Raw genomic sequence first — 22,730 nt, 5'->3', positions numbered from 1 at the left:
ATTAACGTTTTAACTGATCAAAATTAGATTTAAAAGTAATATTAAGTGGCTCATCAAAAATAACTTGCGTTAATTGATAAATTAAGGTTTCGATTTCTTCAACTAAAGGTCGACTTACTAATTGGTAATCAGCTGGATTCAAATCGGTACCATCACCAAAATAGTCTACAAATTGAACAATTTGCGTAATCAAACCTGAAACACTAAACTCACCTGGAGCAGGTGCTACATCAAAAATAACTGCAAGTTGAAAATACTTGCCATCTTTGCCTTCATCAGCTTCTTGTCCTTCAGGTTGATGATAAACCTGACGCAAAGAAACATTAACTTCATTTTTTACTTTTTCTTCTTCATTAACATCAAAGTGAAAATGCTCTGTAGTTACTGGTGTCATCTTTTTAAATTTCATAATATATACCCTAATCTTTCAATTTATCTTTTGGATAATGATGTGACTGTTCTAAATGAGGAAATCCTTGTTGTCTCAATGCTTCAAATAATACAATAGCTACAGAATTGGCTAAATTAAAAGCACGAATATGATCAGACATTGGTATGCGTAAATTTCTTTCATAATATTCACGCATAAATGTCTTAGGTAATCCCGTAGTTTCTTTACCAAAAACAAAATAATAATTTTTGGTTGGATCTGTATATTCAATATCGGTATAAGATTTACTTGAAAATTTAGATATCAAATACATCTCATCATTAGCTTGTAATGTAGCTAAAAAATCTTCTAAACTATCATGTTTATTAATTTTAACCTTATCCCAATAATCCAAACCTGCTCGTTTCATATGCTTATCATCTAAGCTAAATCCTAACGGCTCAATTAAATCTAAAACCGTATCTGTACCAGCACACGTTCTAGCTATATTACCAGTATTAGCCGGCATCAACGGCTCATATAAGACTACATGATTTGTCATTTTCTTCTCCCTTAAAAAACGCAGTACACAGTACCACGTTATATTCAATCTATATTTTACTCTTTAATATTAACCATTGCACTGATATTATTTGATGTATTTATTTATATAAGCTTGAATTTTTACGATAATAATCAAACACCTGCACAACAATAATTTTGATTCCAGCATAAATTGGAATAGCAAAAATGACGCCTAATAAGCCAGCTACAGAATTAGCCCCTATCAATAGCAAAATGGTGGTTACAGGGTTCATTTTCATTTTACTGCCCATTACAAGTGGAGAAATAAATCTACCTTCGATCAATTGCTCAATAAAGAATACTACAAAAATTTTTAATAACATGACAGGAGAGTCTAATATTCCGATAATGATTGCTGGAATCAATGAAATTAGTGTTCCAAAGTAAGGAATTAAATTAAGACATGCTGCTAAAATAGCTAAAGTTAAGCCATATTTCAAGCCAATTGTAGTATAGCCGACAGCAAACATTACTCCGACCCAAAAAGCAACAATCAATTGCCCTCGCACATATGATGAAACAGCTATATTAATATCATGCAATAACTTAGAAAAAACATTTTGCAAGCGTGGTGGCATAAAACTAGTTAAATATGGATTGATTTTTTTGCCATCCTTCAACATAAAAAACAAAATAAATGGTGCTGTTAATAAAGTTACAATTAACATTGAAATGACATTGACAGCTCCAAATAAATTCTCTAAAAACAGATTAAAGCTCGCCTTTCCTGTATTAAATAAAATACTTTGGGCATTTGATACTGCATCATTTAAATCACTACGAATCCCATCTAAACGTGGATCATGTAACAAATGACGCAAAGCTTCTTGCCCGCTATCCCAATATGAAGGCCAATGATCAATTAATGATTTAGTCTGAGCTTCAATAACTGGTAATAAAGTATTGACAATCAAAATTAAAATTATTAATACAACCATAAATAAGGCTAAAATTGTCACTATGCGTGGAATACGATATTTTTGTTCCAAACAATCAACAATCGGATTCATCAAATAATATTGCACTCCTGCTAAAATAACTGCAGGCATAATAGCATTTACAAAAGTCAACACAGGAGTCAATAAAAAAGCAATCTTATTAAAGATAAAAATAGTCAAAAAAAGCAATAAGGTATTCAGCAAAAAAATGCTAAATCGATTATTCACAATCCAGCTATTAAAAATACTTTTTGCATTATCTTTTTTATTCTTCAACTCCATAAGTACTCCCTAACGATGCTCATATGATATCCAATCACCTTGTTTAAATTGCGGCATGGGTTCTTCATCATCTTTTTGCAAATAAATTGCATTATGCAATGTTTTTTCTGGTAATTTATCTACAAAAAATAATACACAATGACCAATTGCGTGCATATTATCAGCTACCATGCGACCTACGTGCAAAACTAAATATGTTTCGCCATCAATCGTCACAGTATCATCTTTTTTACAAATAAAACTACTTACTGGAGTTTCTTTATCAAATTTTTGAATTACAGCTACTCTACTCAATTTTTCATTGGCAGTTTCATTAAATAGAATAACCATATTTTCATTGTTAGAAATTGCTTCGACACCTATTTTTTGAATTGTTGCCATCCATTTCATATATATCACCCCTTAACACTAAATTTTAACATGATACTAGCGAAAATAGTTAATTATTAACGTTAAAGCGTAAAAAATAGATAAAAATTTTTGTGATATAATTGAAATTATAATTTTATAAGTAAGGAGCATATTATGAAAGTTTTATTCGGTGGTTATACCGATCATGCTTCACAGGGTTTGTATGAAGCATTTTTAGATCAGCAAAACCCTAATCCATCTATCACTAATTTAAAAAATATTATTCAGTTGCAAAGACCAACTTATTTTCAAACGGACGGATCTTTATTATTTACTATTTCGCAAAATGATAATCAAGCTGGTATTGCTAGTTATCGCTTAATTGGTCAAAATTATGTCCAAATAGATGCATTTTATCATCCAGGTGCTGCACCGTGCTATCTTGCTTTAAGCAAAAATAAAAAACTCATCTACACCGCTAATTATCATCTAGGTACCTTGTCTATCTTCCAATATGACGAACAAGGACATCTACAATTTATTAGCTCCTGTCAACATACTGGTCAGGGCAAATTAAAAGAGCAAGATGCTGCTCATCCTCACTTTTTTAATCAAACTCCTCAGGGAAATCTTGTTTCTTGCGATTTAGGTTTGGATCGCTTAGACTTTTACACCTTTGATGGTCAGCAATTAAAGCACGTAGCCAATTATCAAATGGAAGCTGGCTTTGGTACACGTCATGTGCGATTTTCAGTTGATGGGCACTATATGTATGTAGTGGGCGAATTATCAAGTAAAGTTAATGTAATTCAAATTGATGAAACTAATTGGAATTTTGCTGAAATTGACAGTGTCAAAACTATTCCAGAATCATACAGCGAGCATAATGGGGCAGCGGCGATTCGAATTAGTAATGATGATAAATTCCTTTATGTTACTAATCGTGGACATGATTCAATTGCGATTTATCGAATTCTAGCAAATCATCACTTAGATTTAATCCAGCGAATTCCCGTCTATGGAGCTTTTCCACGTGATTTCAATTTTAATAGTCAACAAAATTTACTAATTGTTGCCAACCAAAACTCAAATAATGCTACACTATACAAGCGTAACCAAAAATTAGGCACACTAGTTCCCATTCAAAAAGATTTTTATGTGCCTGAACCTACACGAGTTATAATTTTGGACTAGGAGATATTATGTTAATCGATATTGTTAAAGCTATTATTTTAGGAATAATTGAAGGAATTACAGAATTTTTACCTATTTCTTCTACAGGTCACCTTTATTTGGCAGATTATTTAGTAAAACTCAACCAACCTTCTTCTTTTATAAATATGTTTATGGTGGTAATTCAATTAGGAGCCATCTTAAGTGTTATCTTAATTTATTTTGATAAGCTAAATCCTTTTTCAAAAAATAAAAATAAACAAAAAAGAAAAGAAACTTGGAATCTATGGTTTAAAGTAGTCGTGGCAGTCATCCCTGCTGCTGTAATTGGTTTACCACTAAATGATTGGTTAGAAGCACATATGTCGACTTGGCCAGTAATTGCTAGCACATTGATTGTATATGGTATTTTATTCATTTTATTAGAAAATTACTGTCAGCATAATCAAGCAAATATCACTAAATTAGGTAGTTTAAGCTATCAAATGGCTATATTAATTGGTTGTTTTCAAGTTTTATCACTGATTCCGGGGACATCTCGTTCTGGAGCAACAATTTTAGGTGCTTTATTGTTAGGAGCATCTCGGTATGTTTCGACTGAGTTTTCATTTTTCTTAGCAATTCCAACTATGTTTGGAGCATCATTACTAAAATTAATTAAATTCTTTGCCAAAGGTCATAGCTTTCACGGTGATCAACTAATCATTTTATTAGTTGGTATGTTAGTATCATTTTTAGTTGCTTATGCATCAATCAAGTTATTATTGAAATTTATTAAGAATCACAATTTTAAATCCTTTGGTTGGTATCGCATTGCTTTAGGAATTATTGTTATTCTAGCTGGTCTTAGCCACTTAATTTAAGTAAAAAAATACTATTTCTACTTTAAAGAAATAGTATTTTTATTTGCTTAATTTTTGCCACAACTGCACCATATCAGCTGGATCAGCAATCTGAACTTCAATTCGTTTATGTTCCAAAGGATCATCAAAGGCTAATAAAAAGCAATGCAAAGCCTGTCTATGAAAATCATCCTCCACACCATATAAGTGATCACCAAATAATGGATGTCCTAAATATTGCATGTGAACCCTTATTTGATGCGTTCGTCCTGTCAATAATTGCAATTCGACTAAACTAGCACCTGCAATTTGTTTAATTACCCGATATTTAGTAACTGACTCTTTGCCGCCCTCCATGATGTACCTTTTAACTGGATCATCTTTTTTGCCAATTGGAGCATCAATGACTCCTTGTAATTGACTCGGCGAAAAATTGCCATGAACAATAGCATGATATTTTTTGATTGTCCGTTGCTTATCACTAACATTAAAACGTGCATGTGCAACTGCATTTTTACCTACTAAAACTAAACCAGAAGTATCTCGATCCAAGCGAGTAATAATATGCGGCTTAATTTTAATCAGAGCATCTGGATTTAGATAATGTAATAAACGCCCAACCACTGAATCATTATCCTCATTCTTGGAAGGAATAGTTAACAAATCAGCTTCTTTATTAACTATCAAATAATTCGCTGTTTCTTGAACAATTGTAATTGGTAAGTTAGAGAATTTAAGTGTCGCATTTGGTTTTTCATTTCCCAAAATAAAAATCACTTCATCTCCATCATGTAATAAATAATTATTATATCTTCTGCGATGATTAACCAGCACATTACCGCCACGATGCCGACAATTAATTAAAGATCGTTTAGAAAATCCTTTAGTCAACAAAAAATCGGCTACTTTTTGTGGCCGCTTTTCACGATAAACGAGTTTGTAAAAATTAGCATTTTTAGTCATGCTCATGTCCAATGAAGGCATCTTCGACCCTATTCCAAAAATGTGTATGCTGAAATTTATCAAAACGAATTACATGCTGAGAAATACGATATTCTATTTTTTCAATGTGCGAATGATTATACTTATTGCCATCTACAGTGATAACGCATGGATCATCATCATTAATCTCAGGTTTAATAGTAATCCATTCATCAGGTGAAATCACAATCGGTGAAGATAATGTTCTAAATACCCGATTATTAATTGAAGCAATCTCCGTCATTTGTAAAGCTTTTAAACGAGGATGAATGACAGCACCACCCAATGATTTACTATAAGCAGTCGATCCAGTAGGAGTAGAAACACATAAGCCATCACCTTTAAAACTTTCAAAGAATTGATCTCGAATATAAACATCAGCTTTCAAAGTCTTAGACAGTCGCTTTATCGTAGCTTCATTAATTGCCAATAATTTCTCTTTATGATGATCCTTATCTGTAATCAATAATTCAAGTAAGGGATATGAAGCTGTAGATGGTTGCTTATCTGCCAAATTTTCTACTAATTTATCGATTTCAAAATTACGCCAATCGGTATAAAAACCTAAGTGACCTGTATGTATTCCTATAAATCTCACTTGATCCAATAAATTCTCATACTTATGGAAAGCAGAAATTAAGGTACCATCCCCACCAACTGTCAAAACAACATCTGGATTTTCAACATCTATATCTATTTGCTTTTGAGATAAAAGTCGCTTTAAACTCTTAACTACTGCTTGTGTTTTAACTTGTTCATTACCAACAATTGCTACTTTCATCATTGTTCTTTTCCTTTTGTCTGTGTAAAAATTCTTTGTGCTTCTCTAACTTCTTCTTTAATTGATGACATTTCTTCATCCAACTGATATGCCGCCTCGGCCGCTGACTTCAACCGTTTAGACACATCATCTGGATATTTACCTTGATATTTATAGTTCAAAGTATGTTCAACAGTCGCCCAAAAATTCATAGCTAAAGTTCTAATTTGAATTTCAGCTATTACATTCTTGGGTCCATCTGGTAAAAATAGAGTGTACTCAATCACCATATGATAAGAGCGATATCCTGACGGCTTAGCATTCTGAATATAATCTCTTTCCTCAATGACATGCATATCATGTCTATTGTGAAGCAGCTCTACTACTTGATAAATGTCATCAACAAATTGACACATAATCCGTATGCCTGCAATATCTTGCATGTCTGTTTCAATTACATCAGAAGGAATTACTCGGCGTTCCATTTTTTCCTTAATAGAATCAACCGTCTTTACCCTACCTACCACAAATTCAATCGGCGAATGTTCTCCTTTAATTAAATAGCTTTCACGCAAAGCTCGCAACTTGATTTTTAATTCTGAAACAGCTTCACGATATGGCCATAAAAACAAATCCCAATCTTGCATCAAAATTTCCTTTCCGTTTCAAACAAAATTATTCTACCATAGAGAGGTACAAGGTTTAAATCAGGAGGAATAAAATAATGTCAAAAAATATTGAAATAGAATCAAAAATATTACTGAGCCAAAAGCTTTATCAACAAATAATTACATCTTTTACCCCCAAAAACCAATTTGAGCAAAGTAATTATTATTTTGATAATCAACAACAAACACTAAAAAAAGATGCTATCAGTCTACGCATCCGACTTTACCATGATCACGCAGAACAAACTTTAAAAGTTAATCCTAGTCATAAAAAGCAAAATAATTTTCAAGAAGTAATCGAAATCAACGATGACCTCACCCTTGCTGAGGCTAAATATTTAGTTAATCAAGCACAACAAATTATGGCTACAGGACAAATTGCTAACTATTTGCAACAAAATTATAATGCTACATTGATCTCAACATTAAAGCCACAAACTTGGAGCCAAACTAATAGAACTTTATTAGATGGTCCTTATCATTGTGAACTAACTTTAGACAAAACTTGCTATCCAGATGGTTATTCTGACTATGAAATGGAAATTGAAAATCCTGATCCTGCTACCATCCAAAAAGTTTTGGACCAACTAAAAGAGCAATTCAATTTAACTTATGACGACGATCAAATAAACCAAAGTAAAATCAAAAGAGCATATTTACACAAAAAATAGTTTAATAATTTTGCATTTGCCAACTTTTTTGATAAAGTAAGATTAGCATGTTGGAGGAACTAAAATGTTTGAACTCTTCTTTTTTGTTAACCCGATTGGTGGTACCTGCCACGAATGCGAAAAAATTGCTTTTCATACTATGCAACAATATAACAAAAAATATAATTATCATCTCATTCCCATGGCAAGTATGCCAAGTATTATCGATGCCCTTAAAAATAATAAGGGAAATTATGATCTTAACCTTTTTAATCAATTTTCAGGCGATACTTTTAATGCCATTAAAGATTTTCATTCGATCAAATTACTCAAAGGCAATAAGCTTGCCAAACAATTTGTGCTCAATTTGCAAGAAATGGTTAATATCCAAAAATGCAAATATTCTGAAGAACTAGTCTTACAATTAATTAATAATTTTGATATTTCAGCTAAAACTTTCAAGGAGATGCGACAATCTGAATATGTCAATATGTCCATTGATGAAGATTTAAAATTAATTAATACATTCAATATTAAAGTAACACCAACTATAATTATTTACAATTATGCTAAAGATGAAGCTGGTTATTTATTTGAAGGCAAATTGGAAATTAATTGTCTCAAAAAGATGTTTCAAAAGCCGCAACCGCAGCAAAATAAAAAAATAGCACTTAGTTTACATGTTTTAAAAAATATTACTTAGTTTTTGTATCTTCAGCTATTTTTTGTAGGTATTGCACTAATGGACAACTTTGCTTAGGCAAATAATATTGCGTTAAGATCTCAACTGGTATATCTTCTACGCTTTTTCTATTTTCATATAATAGTTGAGCTACTTGCAGACCATATCCTGTTTTTTGTTGAATTTTTTTATGTAAATATTGCCTTTGAAACTGTACATCAGGTAAAGAATATCGTTTTAAATAAGGCATAAAATTAAAAAAATTCCTTATTCCAAGGTCATCAAGCTCAAATTTCTTTATTTGATATTTGAGCTTACGTGAAATGGGGCTAAGCAAGATATTATACTTTAGAGATATGTCAGCTTCGTAGGGATTAATTTCTAAATAATACCAACCCCATTGTTGATTAAAACGTAAAAATTTCTTCTGTGATTCTCGCAATTGCTGATGTAAAAAATGACGACGTCCAACCACCCAAACATCTTTAATACCTATTTTTTCGTATAAATTATGACGATGATCGAATTCTATATCACTAATCGGTGAGCATTGAATTTCAAAGCTAATGCTATTTTGCATCAAAATATCGGCTCGCAATTGACGATATGCCAAATTAACCTCCATTTTAGCATGATATCCAGCACCCACCAAAGCGGTACATAGCATTTGCTTACTTAGTGCATGCTCTTCTTTTTCGCCTTTACCTTGAGAGACATTATAATGTTTAAAAAATGGGGCTTTGCTTTGTGAGACAATTAAAATAACTCTTTTTTTACAACGAGGACACCTATAAATTTTGGTATTCAATTGCTGATAATTTGGCAACAAGCTATATTCTTCATAAGCAGTAACTAATTTTTCATTGACTAATGCAGCGTACATAAACAAACCTCCATTTGTTATATACGCAAAAAAAGCCTGCTAATAAATTTTGTTTTAAAAATTTATCAACAGACTTTTTATTTAGCAAAAAAGTTTTCTTTAAATTGACTAATAGCATCTCGGCGATAAATACAAATACCATAATGCTTAACCATAGCAAATTTTTCATTAACAAGACGAGCTCTAAAACCCTTGGCTTCAAAACGAGTTCCAAACTCATTAGCCAGAGCCCAGATTTGTTGAGGTTCGGATAATGTTAGATCATCAATAAATTCCATCTGTAAATAGTATTTACCTTCAAAGAAATACAATGATGATGCCAGATCAGCAACATGCACAACATCCATAAAAGCAACTAAATCATCAAAATCCGCAAAACTATAAATTCGATGAAAATCTTCTAACATACCAGTAGAATCATCTTCATCTTCTTCTTCGTCTTCATCATTTTCATCTTCGAATTCTTCAGGATGATATTTGCGATAATAGCAACCAGAATGACTATCCGCTTCACTTTCTTCTTCGTCATCATCATCTTCTACAAACGATGATTCATCATCTGCAGAATTATCTTCATCCAGATCACGACTCAAAGGCGAGCGCACAATCCTAATAGCTAATCCTTCAGAACTAGGCATCACTTCAAAGCTAACTAAGTCTTCCTCATGCTTTTCTTCATCATTATCATCATTTTTGCCATATACTTCTTTAGCAATACCCATCAAAAAATCACGAACCTTATCCGTTCTCTTAATAAAGTCCAACACACTTAATCCATGTTCAGCAATTTCATCATTACTAATTTCGACCCGAATTACATTCTCATTGATTCGATTAATTTTCAAATTTTTCACCTCTCTTTTTTGTAGTTACTTTTTATATTATAAAACAAAGTTAGTAATTAAATCTCAAAAATTAAGTGTATTTTACAAATTTCATAAACTAATAATTGCATTAGCACGAATTAATTCCATTTTTCGAACACTACGGGGCAAAAATCTTCTGATATCTTCTACATTATACCCAACTTGCAGTCTTCGATTATCCATAATAATTGGCCGCTTTAATAAACTTGGATGCTTAACAACTAGATCAAGCAACTGATCAATCGACAACTGATCTAAATTAACATTTAACTTTTTAAATATTTTTGATCTAGTTGAGATAATTTCTTCAGTACCATCTTCCGTTAAACGTAAAATATTTAAAATTTCTTTTTTGGTTAGTGGTTGTATTAAAATATTCCGTTCATCAAAAGCAAGATTATGTTTTGTTAACCACGCCTTAGCTTTACGACATGAAGTACAACTTGGGGAAATATATAATTTTATCATTCAATCACTCCTCAGACATAAAATCATTACTCAACAACATATACTCATTATATCATTAAAATGTGAAGTTTCTGTGATGCTATAAAGAAATAGTTAAAGAAAATCATAAGATTTATAGTTGTCAAAACTTAGTATGTTTCGTCATCAAATAATACTCCATGTTAAGCTTTTCTTACACAAGCGCTTGTGACCATATCAAAAGAAAGAAGTCATTAAATGATCAAGTCACAAAATTTTATCAAAGCATGGAACAATAAAAAATTAGTTGCTGGCGTTTTAAAAACTATCGGCGTTCAGCGTCAATATCACAATTATGAAGATCTACTCAATGAGGGTATTATCTTATATGCAGAATGTTTAGAAGCATTAGATACAGTTCAACTAGCAGAAAAAGATAAAGATAAAATAGCCTTTACCAAAATTAAATGGCGAATTATTGACCAATTAAGAAAACACAAGAAATACAATGAGCAGCAAAATATTGCAGATCATCCACAAATCAACTTTATCATACCCCAGCATGATAACTTTTTATTATTAGAAGATGAAATCAAAAGCATGTCACCCACAGAACGTTTAATTTTCATCCAACACTGGATCAACAATAAAACAATCTCTGAAATTAGCAAACAATACAACATCTCACGTAGCACATTACACCGAAACAAAGCCGCCTTACGACTTCGTCTCCGAGAAAAACTACAAGACTAATTTTAATTAAGCGAAATTTTAGCTATAATCAAATTAGTACTTAGAATAAAGAGGAATCATTATGCAAAATTACGAAGAGATCATCTTTAATAATCTAGAAAAAAGAAAAGTCATCATTAATCAAAAAACAACTGAGCCAGAAATTATCGCACAAGCTCTAAAATGTAATAACCTATCACAAATGATGGAATGGCGAATCGACTACTATGAACACGCCACTGAAATTGACCGCTTATTAGCTCTCAACCAGCAAATCCATCAACAAGCTCCCCAGCTACAGATTTTAACGACTTTTCGCAGTCAAAAATTAGGCGGAAAAACTGAACTATGCAGTGAGGATGCCTATCTAAATTTAGTAGAATTATTAATTAACTTCAACTTTGGCACAGCTATAGACATCGAACTTGACCATACTCCAGACCGAGTAAACGATCTAATCAAAAAAGCCAAAAACAAGCATTTACTAATTCGTGAATACCATAATTAAGCAAAAGCAGTGCACATCATAGGCACTGCTTTTTATTTAGCGAAGATAGTTAATACGATTATTATGTTTATAAGCTTCCTTATAATCTTCGTAATTCCAATTAATTTCTAAAAGTTTGAATAGACGTTTACCAAATAACAAGAATATATCATGCCAAATACCCTTAGACATTGAAACAAGGTAATTAGCATCACACTTTGGCATAATTTCATAAGCAAAATATTGCGAATCATTCAACAGCGATTTTTTCTCACGTCCGTTGACCACGGGTCTTCCCATCAACTTAGATTCATAGGCTAAAAGACCACGTTTAACTACTAAATTATGTGTAATTGCTTCAGACAATACCTTATCTAGATTAGCAACGACCTTATCAAAACAAAAGATATGTCGACTACCATTAACCTCAACAGAAGTAAAGCTAGCATTGCGTCTATGCAACGAAAATTCAGTCAACGCACTCAGATTCAACCAACTAGTCTTCCCATTAGTAAAACCCTTTAACGAAAAAAATGCGAACTTATTAAATGACAACGCATGATACCTATTCAAATTCATCGATCTAGCAATTTTCTTTTGCACCGCTAGACCAAGCTGATACTCAAATATTTCATTATTCAAAAAATCACCAATAATCTGACGAGTATTTCTAGTAGACAAGACAATACCATGATTTTGATCAAAGATTACCGCCTTATACTTACCTTCCAGCGGATCCTTATCAAAATCATACATTGCCATCATCATCGCACTAACAGCATAATTATCCATATGAACCACATACTGTAACAATTCTGAACCAGATGCGTAGTGCAACTTCTCCCTAATAATCTCCTTAGACCATTGATAAGTCTTTTCCTTATACGGCAGTTTTGTTTTGAGCTGTCGTTTCTTCAAAAATATTCTCCTCTCAAGTTTTAAAAATTTTAGCCAATTAAAAATTTAACATGGTTCACGAAAAAAAGCAAATAATATGCACACAAAAAAAGAACAGGTAACAAATACCTGTTCTTTTAAAATAAACACTTAGATTAGAATACTAAGAAACGTGCAGGAACCCATTGTGCTTGAGTACCTAATCTGTAGCATAGATGACCGTTGATAACTTTCTTAGCAAATACCTTAAAGCTAGAACCTTGCTTCAAGAATTTACCAGTGTATTTACCATTTGCGTCCAACATAGCTACAGCGTAGTTTGCATGACCCTTAACGAATGTCTTAGCAACACCCTTAAATGCTACTTCTGCAACATTTGCTACAGTAGTTTCTGCAAACTTAGCAGGAATCCATCTGTTTTCAGCAACCTTGTAGAAGGTTACACCATTAACAACTTTGCTTGCTAATGCTTTAATAGTTGTATCTGTAACTACATAGTCATTAGTGTACTTACCTGCATCATCAAGTAATCTTACTTTGCAGTTAACGTCCTTACCAACTACAGGAACGTATAAAGTACCTGTAAAGCTGCTGTCCTTTAGAGGACCTGTAACGCTATCAAAAAGCGTATCTAAATCGAGGTAGCCAATTCCTGTTTCGCCTGAAACTACTGGAGTATCCTTCTTTGGATCTGTTGGGTTATCCTTCTTTGGATCTGTTGGATTGTCCTTCTTTGGATCTGTTGGGTTATCCTTCTTTGGATCTGTTGGATTGTCCTTCTTTGGATCTGTTGGATTGTCCTTCTTTGGATCTGTTGGATTATCCTTCTTTGGGTCTGTTGGATTGTCCTTCTTTGGATCTGTTGGGTTATCCTTCTTTGGATCTGTTGGATTGTCCTTCTTTGGATCTGTTGGGTTATCCTTCTTTGGATCTGTTGGGTTATCCTTCTTTGGATCTGTTGGATTGTCCTTCTTTGGATCTGTTGGGTTATCCTTCTTTGGATCTGTTGGATTATCCTTCTTTGGGTCTGTTGGATTGTCCTTCTTTGGATCTGTTGGATTATCCTTCTTTGGGTCTGTTGGATTGTCCTTCTTTGGGTCTGTTGGATTGTCCTTCTTTGGATCTGTTGGATTGTCCTTCTTTGGATCTGTTGGGTTATCCTTCTTTGGGTCTGTTGGGTTATCCTTCTTTGGGTCTGTTGGGTTATCCTTCTTTGGATCTGTTGGATTGTCCTTCTTTGGATCTGCTGGGTTATCCTTCTTTGGATCTGTTGGATTGTCCTTCTTTGGAGTTACAGTAGTTGGAGTACCAGCTTGTTGACCTGCAGATTCACCTGTAGCACTAACAGTTGTAGCACCAAATGCTACACCAATCAATACTGAAGCTGCTCCCACAGTTAACTTTCTGATTGAAAACTTATTTAATCTTTCTCTTTTCATAATTATAATCCTCCATAAATTTACATATGTAAAAATTTATTTTGTTTTAACTAAAGTCATTATAGTATCATTTGTTAACGATTACAACAAGAAATCAAATATTATCTAACAAAATATTAAAAATATGATAATAAAAAAAGCAGATAACTTATCTGCTTTTTTAATCTTATTCATTAAAATACTAAGAATTCTGCAGGAACCCATTGTGATTGAGTACCTAATCTGTAGCATACACGACCTTTAATAGTCTTCTTGCCAAATACCTTGAATCTAGAACCTTGCTTTAAGAATTTGCCAGTGTATACACCATTTGCGTCCATCATAGCTACAGCGTAGTTTGGATGACCTTTAACAAATGTCTTAGCAACACCTGAGAATGCTACTTCTGCAGCTTCTGCTACAGGAGTTTCTGTAGCACTAGGTGTTACAGTTTTTGTTGACACAAGAGCTGTCTTATGTACTTCATCAAAGTAAGTCTTTAAAGTGTTTAATCTTGCAACATATGAGTTGTATTTTGCTAATGCATTGTTTAATACAGTAGTAGCATCTTCAAGCTCAAACTTAGCCATAATAAGTTCTACAGGATCTGTCTTTTCAGCTACTTTCACCTTAGCTTGAACTAAAGCTGATTTTGCATCTTCAACTTCTTTCTTTGCTTTAGCAACATCTGCTTTAGCTTTGTCCATCTTGTCAGCAATTTCTTCCAAAGTGTTGTAAGCAGAAAGATCAGCTAATTGACCACCAAGTTTTTCATAAGCAGCTTTTGCTTCAGCTTCTTTTCTTACAGCTGTAACAAAATCTGCCTTAGCTTTAGCAGTCGCAAATGATTGTGTAAGTTGAGCTTTTACAGCTTTTACATAGTCTTCTTGTGCTGTAGCAACCTCGCCATCAACATGAGCCTTAGGGTTCTTAGCAAGAAGTTCCTTGTACAATGCTAATTTTGCTTTTGCAACTTCAACCTCAGTATTTGCTGTTGCCATTGCTTCATTAGCTTCGTCCAATGCATCCTTAGCAGGTTTTACTGCTGCATGTGCTTCATCAAATTTTACCTTAGCATCATGTTTCTTAGTAATGTCTTCGTATGAAAGTCCAGCTCTATTAATTCTTTCTTCTTGAACTTTTTCAACTAATGACTTTTCAACAACAGCTACTTCGTATTCAGGTTTTTCATCTGTACCTACTTGCTTAGCTGAAAATTTAGGTGCCAACTTGTAGCCATCAGGCACATCAGCTTTAACATTTGCTTCAGTAGGTGCACCTTTTACTACAGTGTAGCCTACAAGCTTGTTATCAGCTGTTTTAAATACAACAACAGACGACTTTTCAGTCTGAGATACACTTGGTTGAGGGGTGCTTGGTTCACTAGCAAATGCTGTAGTTGCACCACCAGCAAGTGCAACACCAACTAATACGGATGCAGCACCAACTGATAATTTTCTAATAGAAAATTTGTTTAACTTTTCCTTTTTCATATCTAATCCTCCATGAATTAAATCATTTTTCTTAAGTACGCTATTCATACGTACTACATATTTATATTATATATCATACTTATTTGATTTCAATGTTTTTTTTATTTTTTTAAATAATATATTTTGATATAAACACTTACAGTAGTAAGCTATTAACTGCTTTTTTGTGATTAAAGTTGTAATCTTTTTGTAATATTGTAACTTGACAAATATCCATTTGTGTCTACATAATCTGTATCATTGTTGCTTGTTTGTCCAATAGTTCATTATAGTTGTTACACTAGATATGGAGGTAATTATAATTATGAAGCGAAATAGAGAAAGTATAATTAGAGAGAATCTACATTTTAGAGATAATTTGCATTTTCTGTTAGATATTGATGATCCTCGCACTCACTATGTATTAAGAGTTGTTCAAATGATAGCTACTATAATTATTTTTCTTTTAACTTACTTGCAACATGTCGTTGTCATTAATTTTCAATCTGCTGGAGCTAATGATGCTTTGACTATGTTTCAAGGAATTGCTAATCAGTCAAACAATTATTATTTTAATCAAGGATCCAATTTATTTAGTTTTTTGAATCGTTTAATGGGTGGTAATTTGTGGAGTACATATCGTTATGCCATCAATAGTTCTCAATTTATGCAAGATCCTGTTGGACTTAAGATTATGATTTGGTCGTTTTTGCTAATATTGATCTCTGCCTTTTGTATCTTGACTCATTTTTTTAAGGAACCCTACGTCTATCGGTATTCGTTAGCTGGAGCGATTGCCTCAAGCATATTTTTAATATTAACTCCTTTATTAATACATCACTGGGCTAATCAATTCGCCATCAATAAGCACATCAGTCTGTGGCAGGCTAATCAGATTTTTAGCGTTGATTATTTGGCTTATTTTGCTATTTTCTGTTCTCTAATTGTTTTAAGCATCTCTATCGTTAGATTTTATAAGCATTTCTAAATCATTAATTTTAATTGTGATTTTTAATTGACATTAGAGGTTAAATGGATATATTATTATCCTATAAGGTGATTTAAAGAGACTTAAGGTACGCTATTAACAAAACGCTTTAAAAATATACTTATGTAACTTTTCTGATATCTAATATTATCTTTTTTCTAAGCCTTAAGCATCGAATTTATTCGATGTTTTTTTTGTGCAAAAAAAGCAGTTCTTCAAAACTGCTTTTTATTTTAAATGAATTATTCAATGATAATATACTTACCGTCAACCCACTGGCTGCCACCAAGATTGTAATATACGCTACCATTTATATAACGTTTTTTGAAAATCTTCCATCTTGATCCATGTGGTAAATAACGATTCAAAGCATTTTTATAACCTGGCTGACCCCAAAGCATGATGCCATAACCAGGAACATAGTTAACACGTCCTACAGCAGTAAATGGTACATCTTGATTTGTATCAGTTGTAGTTGATGTAATAGCTGGTTGCTCTTTTTGTGCAACACTTTGACTAGCACTAGCTATCACTTGATTAATGTCAACTGAAGGTGTAGCTGGTACACTACTTGGTGCTTGTGAAACGCCACCTTTTGATAATGGTAAGACATTAATATTTCCATCAACATGAAGACCACGCCAATTGTGTGTAAATTGCCAAATTGCTACTCCATTCATAGAAGGGAAGTACTCAAAATCAGGTTCATCAATCCTACCCATTGTTGCATATGATGCGACCCACAATGAATTAGGATATTTAGCTACTACACGATCAGTATCAATTTTATTTCTCATTAAATATGCACCAGAATAAAGCATTGGCTTATAACCATTAGCATTTACTGTATCCATGAAAGATAAAATTGCATCAGTATTTGCTTCAACTGGTCCATTAATATTATTACCGTCTCCAGCTTCCCAATCACAAACGACATATGAACCAGCAGGAACACCAACATTGCGACTAGCATTAACAGCATAGTTGGCTTCGGCACTAGCTTTTTGTGCATCATTTCCAAATACTGCAAAATGATATGACATAGTCATCATATTATTAGCTAAAGCACTAGATACCTGACCACTAGCCTTTGGATTAGTATACCATGTACCCTCAGTTGTTTTAACAAAAGCATATTTAGCACCATTTTGAGCATAGTTAGACATATCAGTGCTTTGGAAACTAGAAACATCGACTCCATAGCTTTTATTTTCAACATAACTAGTATCAGCTTTTACTGTAGTCATAGCTACAGGTGAATTTTTGACAACCGTATTAGGCATAGAAGCTAATGCTCCAAAACAAACTGCAACTCCCAACCATTCTGACTTAGAAATATGCATCAAATTCCTCCTTATTTTTCATAAACGTAATCGGCTATAACCCACTGGTTACCGCCTAAATTATACCAAAAATGTCCATCAGCTTTAGCAATCTTAAAGAAACGCCAGCGAGTGTTATTAGCTAATTTTTTACCAGTTAACTTACCAGCTGGGGCATTAACAACTGCTAATTTTTGATAATTACCACAACTAACTGTAACTATCCCATGTGCAGCTACTTCATTTCGACCAGCTGAGCTAACTGGACTAGCTGGTGCTTGAGTTTTAGGTTCAGCTACTTTTTTACTATCATAAGTTACAATAGTATATTGGCTATCTATCCATTGATTAGTTCCTACACGATACCATAAATGATTATTAATACTAATCTGGCGATCAACACGCCAACTAGTACCATGTGCTAAATACTTACCAACTACGTGATGAGCTGGTTTTTGCCAAACAGCAATCCCATATTTAGGAATATAATTAATTTTGACAATTTTATTAACGACACTCACGCCACTCATCTTAGCAACTGGGGCTTGACTCACAATAGGAACTATCGCAATTGCATCAATCCAACCATAATTAGTCAAAGCATATTTAACACCATTGCCATAAGCAATATACTTAGTGACATCTACTACGTCGCCTCTATGCAAAGTCTTAACTAATTTACCTACACTAGATTCAACAGGTGCTGAAGTCACAGAACAAGTTTTTTGTATGACTTTTCTTTCGTTAACGTCTGTAATTTTCGGATCATATTTTGTCAAATTATATTGACTAATAATTTTATCCAAACTCTGAGCATAATTAGGAGCTGTAGCATACTTGCCTTGCAAACCATTTGTAGCATCTGAACTAGATTGTGCATTTTCAATCCAAGTATCTGAATAATATCCATTTAAGCCATTGCGAAGTAAATTACCATTGTCATCAAACGACTCATGATAAGTCGGATACTTTCTAAAATTAGCATCAACTGTATAGTAACCATTATCATCACTAAACTCAGAAGTCGAAAATGATACAGAATTTCCTTGATATGAACCCTTGATGCCAAACAAATTATTATTTGGTTCTTGTGCCAACTGAGAATTACCCCAATTAGATTCAAGAATAGCTTGTGCAAGCATCACTGAAGTATATGTTCCGTACTTAGACGAAGCTTTAGTAGCAGCAGGTATAGCTTTATTTAAAAATTCCTGTTGAGTGGTAGCATCGACTACTTGATGAGTCTGGCTATTTGTATTTAAGATATTATCTACAGATATCCCAGCACCAGCAATTAGAATTGCCGTGACAGCACTCGTTATAGTTGATCTATTCATATCCTTCTCCTTTAATATTACGTACCAATTTTTATTTTAAGTACTAAATTTTTTCATTTCAACCGAACATCTGTTCAATAACATAATTGTAACATTAACTTAAAACACAGCCTATTATCCAGAAATTATCCCTGTTAATAGACTGTGTTTTTTTAGATTATTTTAACTATTGATCATTAGTTATTTAAAATTTTAATTAATTGCTGGAGCAATTGGATGCTTTGATTTAGCAGTAGTGAAAATTGGATTAATCGTTCGCTCAACATATTGAGCTGCTTGCGGTTCAGTATATAGCCCAACCCCTTCTTTAGCAAAAATATTTTCTTTTGCAATAGTATCCATCACCTCTTTAACTTCAGCTTCTGTCAAGTTAACACTAGCATATGGCAAACTCAAAGTAGATACCTTATGATGATCATTTTTAAAAATTAATTTTAATGTTTTACTTGTTTTAGTCATTTGTTTATTTCTCCTTACTGTGTACTAATTCTGATTTTATTCAGCAATAATCTCATTGCTTTGAATTAATGTAGCATTTTTAAAGCTATCGCCTTTATGTAATTTAGCTATTGCTTTACCTACATTTACCACACTTGCATAATCTGCATCGGGCTTTAGATTTTTAAAAGTAAATACTTTTTCTCCCTCATCATACTTAGGATTAATAAATATATATTCTACTTTTTGTGACACTGTTTTTGTTTTCATCTTCATACCATCCTTATTAAATATAATGTAAGTTTTTCACCGGTGTTTTTTTGACTTACACTATTACTAACGTTTGAGAATGATAATTTGTCGCAAAAATTCAGATAATTCATAAAAAGATTGATTTTATACTATTTTACATGTAATATAGTATTGAATTTTTGTACAGATATAACAAATAAGAAGGAGCTCTTAACTTTGACTGAAGACTTAAAGAATACCGAAACCGAAGAAACTACTGAAGAAACTACCGAAGATCAATTTGAAGTAGTTGTACCAGAACCCAATCGTGTAGAAATGCCAGCAACTGAATATAAGGAATATCCTGATTATTTAAATGTTTTCGCAAACTTTTATATTGCCAAATTTGAACAAGCTGATTTAGAAATCATGGCAGCTTTTGATGGTAATCATGATATTATTGAAATTAATACATATATTCTTGCCAATGAAGCATTTGGTCGTCGTAATTTGATTAAACATGTTTTGAATATTCATGCACAAAATTTTGAAAATATTCTAGCAAATATTAAAGCAAAAACTGGTCTAGCTGTAGAAAGTGTTCGTACATTTGACGAGTGGAATGATTGGTACAGTGAACGTCGCAATAACATCTCACAAACTCTTTCTTAAGGCTTGCATGTTTTTGCAAAATATATGAGAATGTAGTAATAAAAAGAATGCTATAGCATTCTTTTTTTCGTATTAATTTTCCTATATAAGGATCAATTAGGAGTTATTTTTCATGAATGACAAGTTAAAAAATCGCCTCTCAATTGCAGGATTATTGATAACTATTGGTATAGTTTATGGCGATATCGGTACTAGTCCGCTATATGTTATGAAATCAATCATTAATGCTAACGGCGGCTTAGTTAATATTAATCGTGAATTGATTATTGGAAGTATTTCATTAATTCTATGGACGGTTACATTATTAACTACCATTAAATACGTATTAATAGCCTTACAAGCGACAAACCACGGCGAAGGTGGGATTTTTGCTTTATATGCTTTAGTACGCAAAAGGGCTAAATGGTTAGTTATGCCTGCTTTAATTGGTGGTGCTGCTTTATTGGCTGATGGAGCTTTAACCCCAGCAGTGACTGTTACCACATCTATTGAAGGTCTCAAAGGTATGAAACTAGGACAACATATCTTTGTTCCTGATCAAAAATCAGTAATTTTTATTACCATTATTATCCTTTTATTGCTTTTTTTGATTCAAAGAATGGGAACTGATGTTATTGGTAAAGCCTTCGGTCCCGTAATGCTCATCTGGTTTACCTTTTTAGGTGTTGTAGGTTTTTGTAACATGATTGGTGATATGTCTATTTTAGAAGCACTTAATCCAATTTATGCTATTAAAATTATGTTCAGTCCTGCAAATAAAGTTGGCTTCTTTATTTTAGGAAGTATTTTTCTAGCTACAACTGGTGCTGAAGCCCTATATTCAGATGTAGGTCACGTTGGTAAAGCAAATATCATTGGTTCTTGGCCTTATGTTTTTGTTTGCTTATCTCTTAACTATTTAGGTCAAGGTGTCTGGATTTTGCATAATCCTAATTATCATGCTATTGGCGATTTAAATCCCTTTTTTGCAATCGTTCCAGAGCAATTGAGAATTTATGCTATTATCTTAGCTACTTTAGCAGCTATTATTGCATCCCAAGCATTAATTACTGGTTCATTTACCTTAGTTTCTGAAGCCATCCAATTAAAATTCATTCCACGCATGAATATTATTTTTCCTTCTAAACAACAAGGTCAAATCTATATCCCATCTGTTAATAAAATGCTCGCAATTGCTACCTTATCAATTGTCTTCTTTTTTAAGACATCTGAACATATGGAGGCTGCTTATGGTCTAGCTATTACAGCAACTATGTTAATGACTACACTATTATTGTTTGAATATTTGGGGCAATCTAACCATTCGATTTTTACTCGTTTACTATTTGTAGTCATCTTTACACTCATTGAAACGGCCTTTTTAATTTCAAGTTTAGTAAAATTTGTTCATGGTGGTTATGTCACCGTTTTAATTGCTGGCTTAATTTTAGGTGTAATGTATATTTGGTACTATGGTAATAAGGTGAGGGATCTTAGAGAAAATCGTAATTCTTATGTTCGATTAGATCAATATATTGATATGTTGACACGTTTAAGTCATGACGAAGATTACCCTACATATGCTACTAACTTAGTTTACATGGCAAAAGTAAAATACAATAAATTCATTAAACGTGAAGTAATCTATTCCATCTTAGACAAAAGACCTAAGCGTGCTAAAGCTTATTGGTTCGTTACTGTAAATGTTACAGATGAGCCTTTTACCAATGAATACTCAGTTAATACCTTTGGTACAAAAAATGTCATCAATGTGCAATTATATTTAGGATTTAAGCAACAACAGCGTGTTAACATCTATTTGCGACAAATTGTTCATGATCTAATTGCCGACCAGACAATTGAAGCTCAGCCGCAAGAATACACTACAACCCCTGGACGAGATGTCGGTGATTTTTCATTTGTTATTGTGCAAGATGTAGTTAGTCCGCAAACTCAATTAACTAATTACGAAAAGAATATTATAAAAGCTCGTGTTTGGTTACAAAATTTATCATCCAATCCAGCATCATGGTTTGGCTTAGATTATTCAGATACAGTGATTGAACGTGTACCTTTGATTTTAGGAACACGCCATAAGTTCTATATCAATCGTGTACCAGCCAGCAAATATAGTATTATTGAAAAAGAAAAAGAAGAAAAAAAGCATATGCTAGCTGAATATCGTAAAAAACTACATAATTTTTAAGCATCGTTAACGATGCTTTTTTATTTCCATAATTCCAAGTCACTGGCAAACATCATTTGTTTAATTAGTGCTATGATTTTAAATGATAGATAAT

Annotated in this window: 26 protein-coding genes; 9 read left to right on the top strand and 17 right to left on the bottom strand. The window is 32.8% G+C overall.

Going from position 1 to position 22,730, the window contains the following annotated elements:
- Position 1: 1 nt before the first annotated feature.
- From HMPREF0520_RS03590 to HMPREF0520_RS03575, 4 genes are all read right to left on the bottom strand, one after another.
- Positions 2-409: a DUF1149 family protein gene (locus HMPREF0520_RS03590; RefSeq protein WP_006729556.1), complete on the bottom strand. Its 408-nt coding sequence runs from the start codon at positions 407-409 to the stop codon at positions 2-4.
- A gap of 10 nt (positions 410-419) precedes the next feature.
- Complete coding sequence (trmL, locus tag HMPREF0520_RS03585) at positions 420-932, bottom strand: tRNA (uridine(34)/cytosine(34)/5-carboxymethylaminomethyluridine(34)-2'-O)-methyltransferase TrmL (protein ID WP_006729555.1); 513 nt, start codon at positions 930-932, stop codon at positions 420-422.
- Positions 933-1,032: 100 nt separating this feature from the next.
- The gene (locus tag HMPREF0520_RS03580) at positions 1,033-2,175 is read right to left on the bottom strand and encodes an AI-2E family transporter (RefSeq protein WP_006729554.1); all 1,143 of its coding nucleotides are present in this window, start codon (positions 2,173-2,175) and stop codon (positions 1,033-1,035) included.
- A 9-nt stretch (positions 2,176-2,184) separates the two neighbouring features.
- Positions 2,185-2,565, bottom strand: a complete 381-nt coding sequence (locus HMPREF0520_RS03575) for a PTS glucitol/sorbitol transporter subunit IIA (RefSeq protein ID WP_006729553.1) — start codon at positions 2,563-2,565, stop codon at positions 2,185-2,187.
- Between the two features lie 135 nt (positions 2,566-2,700).
- Between HMPREF0520_RS03575 and HMPREF0520_RS03570 the strand changes: the two genes are divergently transcribed.
- Both HMPREF0520_RS03570 and HMPREF0520_RS03565 read left to right on the top strand, forming a co-directional pair.
- The gene (locus HMPREF0520_RS03570) at positions 2,701-3,720 is read left to right on the top strand and encodes a lactonase family protein (protein ID WP_006729552.1); all 1,020 of its coding nucleotides are present in this window, start codon (positions 2,701-2,703) and stop codon (positions 3,718-3,720) included.
- A gap of 8 nt (positions 3,721-3,728) precedes the next feature.
- Complete coding sequence (locus HMPREF0520_RS03565) at positions 3,729-4,562, top strand: undecaprenyl-diphosphate phosphatase (protein WP_006729551.1); 834 nt, start codon at positions 3,729-3,731, stop codon at positions 4,560-4,562.
- 39 nt (positions 4,563-4,601) lie between these two features.
- Here the strand turns inward: HMPREF0520_RS03565 and HMPREF0520_RS03560 are convergent, their stop codons facing one another.
- The 3 genes from HMPREF0520_RS03560 to yjbM are packed head-to-tail and all read right to left on the bottom strand — an operon-like array spanning position 4,602 to position 6,929.
- Positions 4,602-5,525 carry an RluA family pseudouridine synthase gene (locus HMPREF0520_RS03560; protein WP_050751947.1) on the bottom strand — a complete coding sequence of 308 codons (924 nt, stop codon included), beginning with the start codon at positions 5,523-5,525 and terminating at the stop codon, positions 4,602-4,604.
- Positions 5,497-6,303: an NAD kinase gene (locus HMPREF0520_RS03555; protein ID WP_006731189.1), complete on the bottom strand. Its 807-nt coding sequence runs from the start codon at positions 6,301-6,303 to the stop codon at positions 5,497-5,499. The genes HMPREF0520_RS03560 and HMPREF0520_RS03555 overlap by 29 nt, the downstream gene beginning before the upstream one ends.
- A complete protein-coding gene (gene yjbM, locus HMPREF0520_RS03550) occupies positions 6,303-6,929 on the bottom strand; it encodes a GTP diphosphokinase (RefSeq protein WP_006729548.1) in 627 nt (208 codons plus the stop codon). Before yjbM ends, HMPREF0520_RS03555 begins: the two co-directional genes overlap by 1 nt.
- A gap of 77 nt (positions 6,930-7,006) precedes the next feature.
- Here yjbM and HMPREF0520_RS03545 point away from each other — a divergent pair, with 77 nt between their 5' ends.
- Positions 7,007-7,621, top strand: coding sequence for a CYTH domain-containing protein (locus HMPREF0520_RS03545; RefSeq protein WP_006729547.1), 615 nt, complete (start codon positions 7,007-7,009; stop codon positions 7,619-7,621).
- A gap of 64 nt (positions 7,622-7,685) precedes the next feature.
- Entirely contained in the window at positions 7,686-8,303 is a 618-nt protein-coding gene (locus HMPREF0520_RS03540; RefSeq protein WP_006729546.1) for a DsbA family protein, read from the top strand.
- On the opposite strand, the gene HMPREF0520_RS03535 is transcribed toward HMPREF0520_RS03540, so the two are convergent.
- From HMPREF0520_RS03535 to spx, 3 genes are all read right to left on the bottom strand, one after another.
- Positions 8,296-9,165 carry a competence protein CoiA family protein gene (locus tag HMPREF0520_RS03535; RefSeq protein WP_006729545.1) on the bottom strand — a complete coding sequence of 290 codons (870 nt, stop codon included), beginning with the start codon at positions 9,163-9,165 and terminating at the stop codon, positions 8,296-8,298. The two genes, HMPREF0520_RS03540 and HMPREF0520_RS03535, sit on opposite strands and share 8 nt — an antisense overlap.
- Positions 9,166-9,242: 77 nt before the next feature.
- Positions 9,243-10,010: an adaptor protein MecA gene (locus HMPREF0520_RS03530; protein WP_010221840.1), complete on the bottom strand. Its 768-nt coding sequence runs from the start codon at positions 10,008-10,010 to the stop codon at positions 9,243-9,245.
- A 90-nt stretch (positions 10,011-10,100) separates the two neighbouring features.
- Positions 10,101-10,499 carry a transcriptional regulator Spx gene (gene spx, locus HMPREF0520_RS03525; protein ID WP_006729543.1) on the bottom strand — a complete coding sequence of 133 codons (399 nt, stop codon included), beginning with the start codon at positions 10,497-10,499 and terminating at the stop codon, positions 10,101-10,103.
- Between the two features lie 216 nt (positions 10,500-10,715).
- Between spx and HMPREF0520_RS03520 the strand changes: the two genes are divergently transcribed.
- Positions 10,716-11,210, top strand: coding sequence for a sigma-70 family RNA polymerase sigma factor (locus HMPREF0520_RS03520; protein WP_006729542.1), 495 nt, complete (start codon positions 10,716-10,718; stop codon positions 11,208-11,210).
- A 61-nt stretch (positions 11,211-11,271) separates the two neighbouring features.
- Complete coding sequence (locus tag HMPREF0520_RS03515; protein WP_006729541.1) at positions 11,272-11,697, top strand: type I 3-dehydroquinate dehydratase; 426 nt, start codon at positions 11,272-11,274, stop codon at positions 11,695-11,697.
- Positions 11,698-11,733: 36 nt separating this feature from the next.
- Here HMPREF0520_RS03515 and HMPREF0520_RS03510 read toward each other — a convergent pair whose 3' ends face one another.
- The 3 genes from HMPREF0520_RS03510 to HMPREF0520_RS03500 all read right to left on the bottom strand — a co-directional run bounded on the left by HMPREF0520_RS03510 (position 11,734) and on the right by HMPREF0520_RS03500 (position 15,484).
- Positions 11,734-12,594 (bottom strand): hypothetical protein, encoded by an 861-nt coding sequence (locus tag HMPREF0520_RS03510; protein WP_006729540.1) that lies wholly within the window; start codon positions 12,592-12,594, stop codon positions 11,734-11,736.
- Between the two features lie 134 nt (positions 12,595-12,728).
- Positions 12,729-14,012 carry a YSIRK-type signal peptide-containing protein gene (locus tag HMPREF0520_RS03505; RefSeq protein ID WP_006729539.1) on the bottom strand — a complete coding sequence of 428 codons (1,284 nt, stop codon included), beginning with the start codon at positions 14,010-14,012 and terminating at the stop codon, positions 12,729-12,731.
- A 173-nt stretch (positions 14,013-14,185) separates the two neighbouring features.
- Positions 14,186-15,484 (bottom strand): YSIRK-type signal peptide-containing protein, encoded by a 1,299-nt coding sequence (locus HMPREF0520_RS03500; RefSeq protein WP_010221842.1) that lies wholly within the window; start codon positions 15,482-15,484, stop codon positions 14,186-14,188.
- A gap of 304 nt (positions 15,485-15,788) precedes the next feature.
- Between HMPREF0520_RS03500 and HMPREF0520_RS03495 the strand changes: the two genes are divergently transcribed.
- Positions 15,789-16,451, top strand: coding sequence for a hypothetical protein (locus tag HMPREF0520_RS03495; protein ID WP_010221843.1), 663 nt, complete (start codon positions 15,789-15,791; stop codon positions 16,449-16,451).
- Positions 16,452-16,693: 242 nt separating this feature from the next.
- Here the strand turns inward: HMPREF0520_RS03495 and HMPREF0520_RS03490 are convergent, their stop codons facing one another.
- The 4 genes from HMPREF0520_RS03490 to HMPREF0520_RS03475 all read right to left on the bottom strand — a co-directional run bounded on the left by HMPREF0520_RS03490 (position 16,694) and on the right by HMPREF0520_RS03475 (position 19,818).
- Entirely contained in the window at positions 16,694-17,794 is a 1,101-nt protein-coding gene (locus HMPREF0520_RS03490) for a GH25 family lysozyme (RefSeq protein WP_006729536.1), read from the bottom strand.
- Between the two features lie 11 nt (positions 17,795-17,805).
- Positions 17,806-19,110, bottom strand: coding sequence for a glycoside hydrolase family 73 protein (locus HMPREF0520_RS03485; protein WP_006729535.1), 1,305 nt, complete (start codon positions 19,108-19,110; stop codon positions 17,806-17,808).
- 192 nt (positions 19,111-19,302) lie between these two features.
- A complete protein-coding gene (locus tag HMPREF0520_RS03480; RefSeq protein WP_006729534.1) occupies positions 19,303-19,569 on the bottom strand; it encodes a DUF2922 domain-containing protein in 267 nt (88 codons plus the stop codon).
- A 36-nt stretch (positions 19,570-19,605) separates the two neighbouring features.
- A complete protein-coding gene (locus HMPREF0520_RS03475; RefSeq protein WP_006732740.1) occupies positions 19,606-19,818 on the bottom strand; it encodes a DUF1659 domain-containing protein in 213 nt (70 codons plus the stop codon).
- Between the two features lie 198 nt (positions 19,819-20,016).
- Between HMPREF0520_RS03475 and HMPREF0520_RS03470 the strand changes: the two genes are divergently transcribed.
- Both HMPREF0520_RS03470 and HMPREF0520_RS03465 read left to right on the top strand, forming a co-directional pair.
- The gene (locus tag HMPREF0520_RS03470; protein WP_006730561.1) at positions 20,017-20,451 is read left to right on the top strand and encodes a hypothetical protein; all 435 of its coding nucleotides are present in this window, start codon (positions 20,017-20,019) and stop codon (positions 20,449-20,451) included.
- A 112-nt stretch (positions 20,452-20,563) separates the two neighbouring features.
- Positions 20,564-22,636, top strand: a complete 2,073-nt coding sequence (locus HMPREF0520_RS03465) for a KUP/HAK/KT family potassium transporter (protein ID WP_006729531.1) — start codon at positions 20,564-20,566, stop codon at positions 22,634-22,636.
- Positions 22,637-22,730 lie beyond the last annotated feature (94 nt).

The organism is Lactobacillus iners DSM 13335 (assembly GCF_000160875.1).
Taxonomy (GTDB): Bacteria; Bacillota; Bacilli; order Lactobacillales; family Lactobacillaceae; genus Lactobacillus; species Lactobacillus iners.
This window is presented reverse-complemented; position numbering and strand designations above follow the sequence as displayed.